This window comes from Nostoc spongiaeforme FACHB-130, assembly GCF_014698475.1.
Taxonomy (GTDB): domain Bacteria; phylum Cyanobacteriota; class Cyanobacteriia; order Cyanobacteriales; family Nostocaceae; genus Nostoc_B; species Nostoc_B spongiaeforme.
This window is the reverse complement of the sequence record NZ_JACJTB010000002.1, coordinates 61,371-73,651: the sequence shown is the minus strand read 5'-3', so window position 1 is coordinate 73,651 and position 12,281 is coordinate 61,371. Positions and strand designations below refer to the sequence as shown.

12 protein-coding genes are annotated in these 12,281 nt (G+C 42.4%); 4 read left to right on the top strand and 8 right to left on the bottom strand.

The features are described 5' to 3' along the window. The first annotated feature begins 252 nt into the window (after positions 1–252). Complete coding sequence (locus H6G74_RS02555) at positions 253–501, top strand: DUF6761 family protein (RefSeq protein ID WP_062296854.1); 249 nt, start codon at positions 253–255, stop codon at positions 499–501. A 312-nt stretch (positions 502–813) separates the two neighbouring features. On the opposite strand, the gene grxD is transcribed toward H6G74_RS02555, so the two are convergent. From grxD to H6G74_RS02540, 3 genes are all read right to left on the bottom strand, one after another. Then, the gene (grxD, locus tag H6G74_RS02550; RefSeq protein ID WP_190966171.1) at positions 814–1,137 is read right to left on the bottom strand and encodes a Grx4 family monothiol glutaredoxin; all 324 of its coding nucleotides are present in this window, start codon (positions 1,135–1,137) and stop codon (positions 814–816) included. Positions 1,138–1,211: 74 nt separating this feature from the next. Next, positions 1,212–1,469 carry a BolA family protein gene (locus H6G74_RS02545; protein WP_190966170.1) on the bottom strand — a complete coding sequence of 86 codons (258 nt, stop codon included), beginning with the start codon at positions 1,467–1,469 and terminating at the stop codon, positions 1,212–1,214. Between the two features lie 94 nt (positions 1,470–1,563). Beyond that, positions 1,564–2,133, bottom strand: coding sequence for a hypothetical protein (locus tag H6G74_RS02540; RefSeq protein ID WP_190966169.1), 570 nt, complete (start codon positions 2,131–2,133; stop codon positions 1,564–1,566). A gap of 173 nt (positions 2,134–2,306) precedes the next feature. On the opposite strand from H6G74_RS02540, the gene H6G74_RS02535 reads away from it, so the two are divergent. Continuing rightward, positions 2,307–4,409 (top strand): S8 family serine peptidase, encoded by a 2,103-nt coding sequence (locus H6G74_RS02535; RefSeq protein ID WP_190966168.1) that lies wholly within the window; start codon positions 2,307–2,309, stop codon positions 4,407–4,409. A 21-nt stretch (positions 4,410–4,430) separates the two neighbouring features. On the opposite strand, the gene H6G74_RS02530 is transcribed toward H6G74_RS02535, so the two are convergent. Together H6G74_RS02530 and tadA are read right to left on the bottom strand one after the other, a co-directional pair. After that, positions 4,431–5,201 carry a lysophospholipid acyltransferase family protein gene (locus H6G74_RS02530; protein WP_190591012.1) on the bottom strand — a complete coding sequence of 257 codons (771 nt, stop codon included), beginning with the start codon at positions 5,199–5,201 and terminating at the stop codon, positions 4,431–4,433. 79 nt (positions 5,202–5,280) lie between these two features. Further along, entirely contained in the window at positions 5,281–5,796 is a 516-nt protein-coding gene (tadA, locus tag H6G74_RS02525; RefSeq protein ID WP_190674793.1) for a tRNA adenosine(34) deaminase TadA, read from the bottom strand. A gap of 195 nt (positions 5,797–5,991) precedes the next feature. Between tadA and ggt the strand changes: the two genes are divergently transcribed. After that, positions 5,992–7,791: a gamma-glutamyltransferase gene (gene ggt / locus H6G74_RS02520; protein WP_190966167.1), complete on the top strand. Its 1,800-nt coding sequence runs from the start codon at positions 5,992–5,994 to the stop codon at positions 7,789–7,791. Between the two features lie 173 nt (positions 7,792–7,964). Here ggt and H6G74_RS02515 read toward each other — a convergent pair whose 3' ends face one another. Then, positions 7,965–8,231, bottom strand: coding sequence for a hypothetical protein (locus tag H6G74_RS02515; RefSeq protein ID WP_190966166.1), 267 nt, complete (start codon positions 8,229–8,231; stop codon positions 7,965–7,967). A gap of 612 nt (positions 8,232–8,843) precedes the next feature. Continuing rightward, positions 8,844–9,434 (bottom strand): DUF1802 family protein, encoded by a 591-nt coding sequence (locus tag H6G74_RS02510; RefSeq protein WP_190966165.1) that lies wholly within the window; start codon positions 9,432–9,434, stop codon positions 8,844–8,846. Between the two features lie 80 nt (positions 9,435–9,514). Here H6G74_RS02510 and H6G74_RS02505 point away from each other — a divergent pair, with 80 nt between their 5' ends. Then, on the top strand, positions 9,515–10,474 hold the full coding sequence (locus H6G74_RS02505; protein WP_190966164.1) for an aldo/keto reductase: 960 nt from the start codon (positions 9,515–9,517) through the stop codon (positions 10,472–10,474). Positions 10,475–11,123: 649 nt separating this feature from the next. Here the strand turns inward: H6G74_RS02505 and H6G74_RS02500 are convergent. Further along, positions 11,124–12,173: a DALR anticodon-binding domain-containing protein gene (locus H6G74_RS02500; RefSeq protein ID WP_199340868.1), complete on the bottom strand. Its 1,050-nt coding sequence runs from the start codon at positions 12,171–12,173 to the stop codon at positions 11,124–11,126. Positions 12,174–12,281: the final 108 nt, after the last annotated feature.

Sequence of the window (12,281 nt, the reverse complement as noted above, 5' to 3'; positions counted from 1 at the left end):
TGTTTAAGCTTAACCTCAACCACAAAAATCAGGTTGTTGAAAGAAGAAATCATAAGAATAAATTACTGACCAATCAATTTCCCAGTTTTCTGGAATAGGATCTGAATACGCTGTAGCTGCTGGAGGGGGCAGATCAAAGCAGAATTATTGGCATAATTTATATGCCAAAAACGCTAAAAAAGCGAAAGTGGCACTTCACATTTCAGCGTTAATCATTTACAATTCTCATTCCAAAGAGATCAAACAGCAGTTATGCTTCAAGACACACAAACCATCCGCTATTACCAAAGACTCACAGACGCCTTCGTCGAGCTATGGAATCGCGGTTATCGTATGGACGATATGCGGATGTATTTGGATGGATATCTAGCCGCACTGCGACATGGCAACGCTATCGAGCCATATCTGATTCATCGTCTAGAAGAGGAAGCCAGCCGCTACTTGTACGATGCTTCAAATTTTGCAATGCCGGAACCACAACCACAACACGATTACTACTAAAGCTTTTGCTTTAGCCATTCAAAGTAAACGTAGATTGACGCAGATGATTATAGCACGTTATCTGTATTGATCAAGTGTGCGATGGTGTGAATTTTGGGAGAGATTGTACTGGGAAAAACATCCCCTCAAACCTGTGGTAATTTTGGTAACTCTTGTGAGGGGTGTTTAAGATTGTGATTTTAATTAAAAAGCAGAAAATTTTTTATTCACTACTTGCTACTATCCATTGAGTAATTTTTCTGCTTTGGGAAGCGTAGTCCATCAAAAAAGCCCCGTTACAGGGGCTTTTTTGTAATTAAACTTATTTTAAAATTACGAAGCTAGAGCAACTTCCACTTTTTCCTGTAATGAGCCGTTTTGGTACATTTCAATCAGGATGTCGGAACCACCGATGAATTCACCATTAATATAAACTTGGGGAATAGTCGGCCAGTTGGAATAATCTTTAATGCCTTGACGAATTTCAGAATCATCAAGAACATTAATCGTCTCGAAGGGAACACCCAAACTGTTGAGGATTTGGACGACGTTGTTAGAAAAACCACATTGAGGCATTAACTTAGTTCCCTTCATGAAAACAAAGATTTTGTTTTGTTTAATTAAGTTCTCAATTCTCTCTTGGACTGCTTGTGACATGGTATTTTCGCTTCCTATGTTACGGATATAAAAAATCAATAGTCAATGCTCAACCTAGCTTGGAACTATTGATTTTATGAAGTGGTGGTTGCTTGCCAAGTTTCTGGCGTAAATGTTTTAACTGCCAAGGCGTGAATTGCTTCCGTGGACATAGCTTGCCGCAACGCGCCATAAACTAGCTGATGTTGTTGCACCAGTCCTTTACCTGCAAACTGCGATGATACGACTGTAACTTGATAGTGGTCTCCGCCACCTGTTAAGTCTTGTACTTGTATCTGAGCGTCTGGCAGTTCCGCCTTGATCATAGCCTCAATCTGCTGCGGACTAATCATCGCAATTTTTGAAAAAACTACTTCTCTATTATTAGCAGATTAGAGAGTTGAGAGAAGGGGGACAAGGGGGACAAGGGAGACGACAGATAGGAATTTATTTTTGGGAAGTTGAACCGCCTTGTCTGGGGTAGGGGGTATCAACAAAACCGAGTTCAAATAGCTGTTGATATGCTCTTTTACCTAAATCGCGTGTGGGATTTTGACTTTTAATAATTTGAATTAATAGTGGTACGGCCAATTCTGGCTGATTTTGGGCGCGATGTACGAGTGCTAGTTGATATGTAGCTTCATCTCGCTTCTGGGCGGTTAGTAAAGCTTTTTGACGTTGAGAGTCAGACACTCTGATGTCAATACCAGAAAAGCTAGAGTTTAGGTCTTGATAAAAGTTAGATAGCTGATTAAAAACTTGTCGTGCTTCTTGGAGCTTTTTAGCGGCTAGGGGATAGTTTTGGGCGGAAACTGCTGCTTCTGCCTCTTTCATCAGTCGCTCTCCTCCTTCAATGCTTAACAGGCTATTGTTTTGGGTGGTAGGACGGAGATTATTGGGGTTGTTGGGGTCAATGGGCTGTGCTTGTTGGCTATAAGCGGGTGATAGCAAACTCAAGAGGGCAATGACTGAGAAGGAACTGAGGCTAATAAAAGGCGCAGTTGCAGCTATTTTCATGGATTGAATGGGTGTGACAAATATATACAAATACTTAAGAGAAACTTTGGGTATCTTAACTTTGTTTTCGTTTTAAACAAAACACAGCTATATACTTGGTTTCTTTGCTTTAGACTGAAAATCGGTTTAATCGAGTTCCCAGTGCCTCTGTATACTAATTACCATCGTCTATTATGAGCGATCGCATTAATTCCTCTGATCTTCCAACCACAGGTGTACCAGCCAGCAATTTGGGAGTTGTTCTGCAACGCGGTGGTGAAGAATTAGTGTTAGAAAAAGCAACAGACCGTTTCACCATCCGCCCAGCTAACGATTTTACACCTCAACAATTATCTCAGGTAACTTGGGGCATTTGGCAGCGAAGTATTCCCCAAGCGCAACTAGAATTATTTCAAGTTCCCCCCGCCCAATTAGATGCGGCGATGTCTCAAGCCCGCGCAGCAGAAACTGTAGCCTTTTCCAGCCATGTTTACACGATTAAAAATAATCCTGGGACTTTTGTTTACTTGGGCGACCAAATTACTATCCAATTTTTAGAAGAGATAGCAGCACCTAGAATTAGTGCGATCGCCAGTAAGTATAGTTTAATTCAAGATAAACCTGTTCTGGGTATACCTAACACTTTCGTATTTTTAGTTAGTAAACAAGCTACAGACAACCCGATTAAAATTACTAACCAACTGCAAGGACTCAAAGAAGTTTTAGCTGCTGAACCTAACATTATCGTTAACAGCGAAACACACTACAAACCCCGTGACCCGCTTTATACCCAACAGTGGTACTTAAACCATAGCGGCGGTGAGGATTTAGTTTTAGGTTCCCATATCGCAGTTGAAAAAGCTTGGGATATTACTCGTGGTGTGCGTTCTGTGGTTGTGGCTGTGGTAGATGATTCTTTTGATTTGAATCATCCTGATTTTCAAGGTTCAGGTAAAGTAGTTGCCCCTAGAGATTTGAAACAAAATGATTTTCTACCTTTACCTGATGCGAAAGAAACTAGCCACGGGACAGCCTGTGCAGGGGTAGCCATTGCCGAAGAAAATGGTTCTGGTATTGTGGGGGTGGCTCCTGGTTGTGCATTTATGCCCATCCGTACCACTGGCTATTTAGATGATGAATCTGTTGAACAAATTTTTAATTGGGCAATTGACAAGGGTGCAAGTGTAATTTCTTGCAGTTGGGGAGCCTCGGCTGTGTATTTCCCCTTGTCTTTGCGGCAACGGGCTGCAATTACCCGCGCAGCCACCAAAGGCAGGAAGGGAAAAGGATGTGTGATTTGTTTTGCTGCTGGTAATGCCAATCGTCCAATTAATGGTAGTGTAATTGAACAAACTTGGCCTGATAAAATTTTACAAGGTAAAACCGAGTGGCTCAGTGGTTTTGCGGTACATCCTGATGTGATTACTGTTGCGGCTTCCACGAGTTTGAATAAGAAAGCGGCTTACAGTAATTGGGGAGATAGTATTGCTGTATGTGCGCCTAGTAATAATGCGCCGCCAGGAATGTCATTTCCGGAAAAGGGTTATGTGTATACCCAACCTGCGATCGCTGCTTATCTTAACGGGTTGGGTGTGTTTACAACTGACCAATTAGGAGCCGCAGGTTATGACAAGGGGAATTTTACCAGTAGTTTTGGTGGGACTTCCAGTGCTACGCCTGTGGTGGCTGGGGTAGCAGCTTTGATTTTATCAGCGAATCCCGATTTAACTGCTCAACAAGTTAAACGCATCTTACAAGAAACTGCCGATAAAATAGTTGACCCGAATCCCGACCCCCAATTAGGTTTAAAAGGCGGGACATACAATGGCAATGGTCATTCCCAATGGTTTGGCTATGGCAAAATCAACGCCGCTAAAGCAGTCCAAGCCGCCAAGCAAATGCGAGAAGGCGCATCACCTGTCAGCCAAAAGTTGCAGGTGAGTAATACCAACTCTGTAGGCATTCCAGATAACGATCGCCAGGGTATCAAAAGTGCGATCACTATTAACGAAGATATTGTAGTTAAAGATATCCAAGTGAGTGTGAATGTCTCGCACGATTTCTTAGGCGATGTAGAAATTTACTTAATAGCACCAAATAATCAGTCAGTTTTGTTACAGAATCGGACTTTGGGCAGACGGACAAACTTGCAGACGACTTATAATGTGCGATCGCATCCTGCCCTCAAGCAATTACTATCCATATCTGGTCAAGGGCGCTGGCAATTGTGGCTCATCGATGCTGCACCGCAAGATGTTGGTAGATTAAACAGTTGGGAATTAGTTATTGGTAATTAGGGTTAAATCACACACCAATGACTATTGACCATTAACCATTGACCATTGCCCATTAGTCACTTCTGCTTCTTGATGATTTAAGCTTTGCAGTTCCTTGGCTAACTCATCTGTCATCCGTTTTGCATTTTGTTTGATTGAGCCGTTAGTATATTCTGCAACATTAATCGGGCTACCGATGTTAATATGCACATCTGTACCCCAGTTGGGATAGGGTTCGCTGTAATTGATACTCATAGGCACAATTTTGACCCCCAGTCCTGGGTGATTCATTTCCGCAGTCAAAGACAAGCGGGCAATTCCTGGCTTTAAAGGATGAACCTTACCATCGCGGAAAATGCCGCCTTCGGGAAAGATGACCAAGGTTTTTCTTTGCTCTAGTAAAGAAACGCCATGTCGTAAGGTGGAAATTGTCGGATGTTGTGGATCTACAGGGAACCCACCTAAACGACGGATAAACCAGCCTTGTAAGCCCTGGCATTCAGTGATAGTCACCATAAAGCGCAAATCTCCCCCAGTAATTAGAGAAGTAGCGTAAGGGACAATTAAAGCATCCCAACGCGCCCGGTGGGTGGGTGCTAAGATAATTGGCCCTGTTGTGGGAACATTGTGTTGTCCCGTGATGGTAATTCTGCCGAAGAACAAAGGTAAAAGCAGATGTCGTCCCAAACGATACGCTATCGGCCCTAACAAGGGAGAAACCTGTGAGGTAGTATCAGCCACCTGATGATTTAATGATTTCTGTGATGTTGGCTTGATCTGTTGCGTATTTTGGGAGAAGTCAAGTTTTATCATGTCGGTAGCTGCGAATTGCCCAGAGGTTGATTAAATAGTGATTAATTAAACCGTAAATTCTCTTTTATAAATTGTGTAGTTATGATTGGACAGTTTTCTTGGTGTCTGTAGTTTTTTGTTGAAGTCTGCGAGTAGCAAACCAAGCTTGCAAATGCTGGCGACAAGCTGATTCTAGAATGCCTCCCAGGACTTGCAGACGATGATTAGAAGCTGCACCATCGGGAATATTTAGGACAGTCCGAATTGCGCCAGTTTTAGTATCGTCCACTCCATAGACAAGCGTCCTCAACCGTGATTGGATAATTGCACCTGCACACATCGGACAAGGTTCTAAAGTTACGTATAATGTACATTCATGCAGTCGCCAGCTATGTAATGTTTGAGATGCTGCTTTAATTGCTACAATTTCGGCGTGGGCTGTCGGGTCTTTGTCCCGTTCTTTGCGATTTTCCCCTTCAGCAATCAAATTTCCCTGACTATCGACAATAACAGCACCAACTGGAATTTCACCCGCCTCTCCTGCGGCTTGGGCGATTTCTAAAGCCCGACTCATCCATTGACGATGTGTCCAATATTCTGGATATTCGATAGACATATCAAATCTAGTTTGATGGTTTAATGAATGCGGCCGCTTTTTGTTGTTTAAGACTTACTAATTTTAGGCTATTAGCATTAATCGCGCTAAATAACTTTTTTACAGTCAACCTTGTATATTTTTTGCGTTTATGCACGAAACAAAATTCATCATCAAGCGATAGGCTAAGACATATCAATCTAGAATAGTGTCAAAATGCCAATCTTTGCTAAACCCAAACAGGTTGTATTTACTGTCTTTTCCCTTACTGTTCTCTGTTACAGCCAAGTTGCAGCAGCCACTACCACTTTACCGCTACGCAGCAAAAAGGGGATGGTAGTATCTGCACATCCCCTAGCGAGTGAGGCGGGACTTTTGATGTTACGTCAGGGAGGGAATGCTATTGATGCAGCAGTCGCCACAACTTTTGCGATATCTGTAGTTGAACCTTTTTCGGCGGGAATTGGTGGCGGGGGATTTTTGCTGCTACATTCTGAGAAAATTGGCGAGATGAAAGCGTTGGATTTTCGGGAACGCGCACCCATCAAAGCTACCAGAAATATGTATTTGGATGAACAGGGAAAGGTGCGTCCGAATGCAAGTGTGAATGGATATTTGGCAGTGGCGACACCAGGAACGGTGGCGGGGATGTATGAGGTGCATCGCCGTTATGGTACGTTGCCGTGGAAGGAAGTTGTCAAACCTGCGATCGCTCTAGCAAAAAATGGCTTTATCCTAAGTAAACAACTAACTTGGCGTTCCATTCAAGTTTACGAAAACCGCAAACCCGTAATTCTCCAGAATTCCGCCGCTAGACGCATATTTACCCGCAACGGCGAATTTTATCAGCCTGGAGAAAGATTAGTCCAACGAGACTTAGCAAACACTTTAGAAACCATTGCCGACGATCCCCAAAGTTTTTATACTGGCAAAATTGCCCGTGGGATCGCCTCAGATATGGCAAAAAATGGTGGTTTAATTACTTTAGACGACCTCAAGGCATACAAACCAATCTGGCGAACTCCTCTCTGCGGTAGTTTTCGTCAAGCTAAAGTCTGTTCTATGCCACCACCATCATCAGGCGGCGTTCATCTATTGCAGATTTTAAACATTATCGGTGACAGTGATTTAAAAGCTTGGGGATGGCACCATCCCAACAGTTTACATTTAATGGCGGAAGCGATGAAGATAGCCTACGCCGATCGCTCACAATATTTGGGTGATCCTGATTTTGTCAAAGTACCTGTACAAGCCCTCATTAACCCGGCTTACGCCAAACAGCGCCGTCAACAAATCAATATGGATGTGGCGAAACCTGCGTCGGAAATCAAACCAGTAGCACCAGAAATTCTTCAACGGTTTGGCTCTGTTAGCAATCAAATTGTCCCTCTACCCAACAAATTATTACAACTGCAAGCCACGCGCTACGAATCTTCCGAAACCAGCCATCTTTGCGTTGTGGATGAACAACGCAACGCTGTGAGTTTGACTTTTACCATTAATCTTGGTTTTGGTGCGGGTGTAGTCACCCCAGGAACAGGAATTTTACTCAATAACGAGATGGATGATTTTGCGATTGCGCCAGGAGTTCCTAACGCTTTTGGTTTAATTGGCAACTCAGCAAATGCGATCGCACCCCGAAAAACACCATTGTCGAGTATGACTCCGACAATAGTCACAGAAAATAATCACCTCCGAATGGCAGTGGGAGCCCCTGGTGGCAGCACAATTATCACTCAGGTATTGCAAGTAATTCTCAATGTGCTGGCATATAATATGGACGTTGGTGCAGCTGTCTCCGTATCACGCATACATGATCAGTGGCTTCCTGATGAGTTGCGCGTCGAACCTTGGGGTTTGGATGCTTTAACTCTGCAAGATTTACGTCGCCGTGGACACAATATCAAGGAAGAAAAAACTCCTTGGGGTAATGTTAACGCGATCGCTACTCAAGCAGATGGCAGCCTAGAAGCAGCCGCCGATCCTCGCGGTGAAGGTTCGCCTAGAGGCTGGTAGACAGTCATCACAAAATAACGCAACACTGCCGTTTTTCGAGATAGTTAAAATTCTGAAATATTATAGCTGTAGTCACTTAGCTTAGGACAGTGTTGATAGCTTAAAGGCATGACAATACTGGGTTTTTACTCAGCACTCAGCACTCAGCACTCAGCACTTTGCTATAACTGCAACTATTGATTCTGTAACATTGATTCTGAGTATTCTACTTGAGTGCTAAATTCATTTGCTCTCGCACTGGGTACTAATGTCCAACCAGCCTTCAGCAGTTTTTGATAAGTTGCCCAACCCTTAGAACCGCCAGGAATTTTATAATCTGGCACTGCAAATTGCGGATAAGCTGTGTAAGGTCGCCAACCTTTATTAGCCTCTACTTGCAAATACAAAATCTTCTCACCGTCGCCACTAGACTTAGATAACCAGCACATTTGTCGATTCATGGCAAACTCCTTAGTGTTTAGCTAAAATTGCATAATCGCAGACTTTTGTCAAGCACTGCATCAATCTTCTGGGATAATTTTTAATTTCCCTAGTATGTGTCCATATACCTACAAATTGGTTTAGTAAAATTACGTAAGCCACAAGATAGATTTTCTAGACCATCTTTGAAGATACAGCAAGACAAAATCACTCCATCCCCAACCTTTGATACTTGCAAAAAGTGTCAAATATTGCGGATTTTGTAGGAAAAAGCTGATAATAGCTCAATATCTTTGGCTCCATGACTGATAATGATTCAAAATCGCCTATAGGCGTAAAAACATAACGCTTCTCTGCGATATTTTGCTGATTATGAGGGCAAGATTTTTCTCATGTTATCTGTGGTTGCTGTTAGTGTATGTAACAAGAGTTACTATTTTGCTAAATAGCTGAATAACAAATCATTTGTTTTGCTAGTTACACCAGTAAGATTTAGTTATCAGTGCTGAGTGCTGATACCCAGTTGCTATTAAAGATAGTCATGTGGGGAGTTGGGGTAGACAAGGTAGAGGGGGTAGACAAGGTAGAAATATTGCTTCCTTGTCCCCCTTGTCTCCCTTGTCCCCCTAACCTCAGCACTTAATAAAATCACTAATAATCGTGCGAATTTCGCTAACTATTGCCGAGTAGTCAGCATCAGATAAAACAGGTGTTGCACCTGCGATGTCAATTGGTTGCGCTAAATCAATCCAGGACTTGCAACCACCATATTTTGGATGATAGGGAATTTCTTGGACTTTGGGCAGTTTATAAGTGCGTAACAGCAGAACATACAACGGCTGACGTGGTTTCCATTTTAAGCGATCGCTAATAAAATACTCATTCCAGATATGAAACGGGAGTAGCGCGTTAACAGTAGACTCCTCACTAATCGGCAAAATATCTGTAATCTCTGCCCAACTGCCAATGCGAATCGTTTCTGGATGCCAACCAGGAGTTACGGGACAGACGAGATTTGCATATTCTGATTTTAGCAGAAACGGCTGTTGATGTTCAAAAGTTGGGTAAAGTAAAACCTGCTCATGAGCAACTTGAAAACGTCCATTCTGCTCATGAATGCCGCCTTTACGCAGCAACATGATGGTTTTGGCAGTTTCCAAAGCATTGATCGCCACAGACCATTCTTTGAGAGCGTATAAACTCGAAGTTAAATTCATCGGCATCTGCTGTAACTCTGATTTAATTTCACGCTAAGACCGTTAAAGTATGAAACTATCCGGGGAAATGTAATGAAACAACCATTATGGAAAAGCGAAAATTAGGTACATCTGCCGTAGAAATCACACCCATTATTGTTGGAACTTGGCAAGCTGGCAAAAAGATGTGGGTGGGAATTGAAGACTCTGATTCGATTAAAGCCATTCGCGCCGCCTTTGAAGCCGGAATCACAACTGTTGACACAGCAGAAGTTTATGGTGACGGTCATTCTGAGCGCATTGTAGCCGAAGCTTTAGCAGATGTGCGCGATCAAGTACAGTATGCCACAAAAGTTTTTGCCAATCATCTCAAGTATAATCAAGTGATTGAGGCTTGCGATCGCTCGTTAAAAAACCTCAAAACCGATTATATCGACCTTTATCAAATTCATTGGCCTGCGGGTGCCTTTAACAGCGAAATCGTCCCCATCGCCGAAACGATGAACGCTTTAAATGAGCTAAAACAGCAAGGAAAAATTAGAGCTATTGGAGTTTCTAACTTTTCTGGCGCACAATTGGCCGAAGCATCACAATATGGACGAATTGATAGCTTGCAACCCCCATATTCACTATTTTGGCGGGCGGTGGAAAAAGATGCTATGCCCTATTGTATCGAAAATCAAATTTCTATCTTGGCTTATTCACCCCTAGCCCAAGGATTATTAACAGGTAAATTTACTCGCGGTCAAAAATTTGCCCCAGAAGACAACCGCGCCAAAAATAAATTATTTCAAGGCGAAAACTTTGAACGCGCTCACCAAGCTTTAGATAAACTCCGCCCCATAGCCGAACGCCATGATTGTACCTTGGCACAGTTAGCATTAGCTTGGTTAATTGCCCAACCCCAAGCCCAAGCGATCGCAGGCGCACGTTATTCCGAACAAGCAAAGGATAATGCTTTAGCCGCCGATGTCAAACTTTCCCCTGATGAAATTGCCGAAATCGATTCTATTGGGCGAATTGTCACCGATCATTTAGATAACAACCCAGTGATGTGGAATTGGTAGGCTGAAGGGGATAGGTGACAGGTTACAGGTGACAGATCAGATCCCTGAATCTTCAAGAAAATCAGGGATCTGAATCTTTTGCTAAACAAAGTAACAACAAAGATTGCAAGAATAAACAAAATGTCAACTTTAGTAAACTACTAGTTGCTGTTTCCTAAGTCAGTGCTAAATTGAATAACAAGACATCAAACAGATTCCAACCAAACCAAAAGGGCAAATGACTCTGATGTCTCCCGTCTGTAGCCCAGGCAAATTTTCAGCAAGCCCTAATTAAATGTGGTGAAAGCCCAAGCATACAAAAGGCAGAGCCAAATCCCAAAGCGGAAAAACAAAGATTGCTGAAGTTGCTAGTGATTAAGTCCACCTTAGTTGTTTACTCTCTCAATTGTTTAGCTAATTTTAAAAAATTTGAAACCTGTGAATTCCCAATAACCTGGTCATCGTTGACCAGGTTTTGATGTTTTTAGCTATCAGATGATAAAAATTCAAGAGTCATACCATTTTAGATTTTAGATTGCTTTACTGGTAAGGTGTTTATAAATCCATTGGTCGTAATCATTTTTTAAATCGGTATAAACCCTCTTTTAAGAAACCAGATTTGGTGAAGGCTGAGTGCCTTTGGGCTGGGCTAATCTGAATTTTATTCTGCTCAATTACTAGGTTCTGGTGCAGTGACATTCAAAATATTAACTAGCACGTCAAAAATTGTTTGCTTGGTAGTTAATAACAGGGCGTAATCTGGGGGTGTTAGGCTGAGGGAATCTAACCATTGATGACAGGTTTCACTAATAGCCTCTAAATGCTGAATAACGAAATGAAGGGCAATTTCATTGGCGCTTTGTTCCAGGATTTGAGGAACAGCTTGCAGTAGGCTATTTAATTTTTCAGCTATTGGTAGGGGTGGATAAACTTCCGTCCCTGTTTCTTGGTTGGCTTGTTGCAGCAGGGTACAGCAACGGAAATGGGCTGATTGAACGCGAAAAAGGCTATCATTTGGCTGTCCTGCTGTGCTGATGTTAATAGGGGCGACACTCGTTAGAGGAACGCGGAGGCTATACCAGCATAGCGCATCCATCCCAATAGCTGAGATTAATTCTTCTGTGGCTAAATCAGGAAGAGCATGGATTTTTTGGGTAGCGTTGTGGAAAGCATAAAGTTTGATGGGCTGGACAATGATAAATTGAAATTGCTCTTTCGTGTAGCCCAAGCATTGCATGGCGGCTGTGAGTTGGAGATCGTAGCCTGTATAAGTTGGGGGACGTAAGAGAATGATTTTGTCATAACCTTGTTGGAATATTTGATGGTAGCAGGCGATGTCTTCTAGGAGTTGGGTGAACTCGCCGTCGCGGTGTTGCAGAACTCTGTCGTATTCGTCACCAAAATCAGCAGTTTTGATAAACCAGTCTTGGGGTTCATCTTTGAGTTCGATGTCGGGGGGTAAGTCTGCGGCGATTTGGCGCGACATGGAGGCTTGATAAACTTGGTTGTTGGTTTGAATTGATTGAAAAAAGTTTTGAATATTATGAAAATTTTCTTTACAATTTTGACTTTTTGCACTAACAAGATAATTACACTTTTCTAAAATACTTTTAATAGCAGTTATGAAGGAGTACCGAATATAAGTTGAAGGAATAGCTGCTAAAGAATCTTCAATTATACTTAACCAAATTTTGGAATTTTTTTCGGATAATGCCGTCATAATTTCACAGTTTTACCGGGGATGATATTTGATGCTTTTTCAACTAATTTAGGAAATCAATACTAATGTGTTGAGGGATTGTTCTCCCGGTCGCCGCTTCCAGTCCCA

Coding starts and splice junctions, on each gene's coding strand:
- H6G74_RS02555 (WP_062296854.1), top strand. CDS start 253: ATGCTTCAAGACACACAAACCATCCGCTATTACCAAAGACTCACAGAC.
- grxD (WP_190966171.1), bottom strand. CDS start 1,137: ATGTCACAAGCAGTCCAAGAGAGAATTGAGAACTTAATTAAACAAAAC.
- H6G74_RS02545 (WP_190966170.1), bottom strand. CDS start 1,469: ATGATTAGTCCGCAGCAGATTGAGGCTATGATCAAGGCGGAACTGCCA.
- H6G74_RS02540 (WP_190966169.1), bottom strand. CDS start 2,133: ATGAAAATAGCTGCAACTGCGCCTTTTATTAGCCTCAGTTCCTTCTCA.
- H6G74_RS02535 (WP_190966168.1), top strand. CDS start 2,307: ATGAGCGATCGCATTAATTCCTCTGATCTTCCAACCACAGGTGTACCA.
- H6G74_RS02530 (WP_190591012.1), bottom strand. CDS start 5,201: ATGATAAAACTTGACTTCTCCCAAAATACGCAACAGATCAAGCCAACA.
- tadA (WP_190674793.1), bottom strand. CDS start 5,796: ATGTCTATCGAATATCCAGAATATTGGACACATCGTCAATGGATGAGT.
- ggt (WP_190966167.1), top strand. CDS start 5,992: ATGCCAATCTTTGCTAAACCCAAACAGGTTGTATTTACTGTCTTTTCC.
- H6G74_RS02515 (WP_190966166.1), bottom strand. CDS start 8,231: ATGAATCGACAAATGTGCTGGTTATCTAAGTCTAGTGGCGACGGTGAG.
- H6G74_RS02510 (WP_190966165.1), bottom strand. CDS start 9,434: ATGCCGATGAATTTAACTTCGAGTTTATACGCTCTCAAAGAATGGTCT.
- H6G74_RS02505 (WP_190966164.1), top strand. CDS start 9,515: ATGGAAAAGCGAAAATTAGGTACATCTGCCGTAGAAATCACACCCATT.
- H6G74_RS02500 (WP_199340868.1), bottom strand. CDS start 12,173: ATGACGGCATTATCCGAAAAAAATTCCAAAATTTGGTTAAGTATAATT.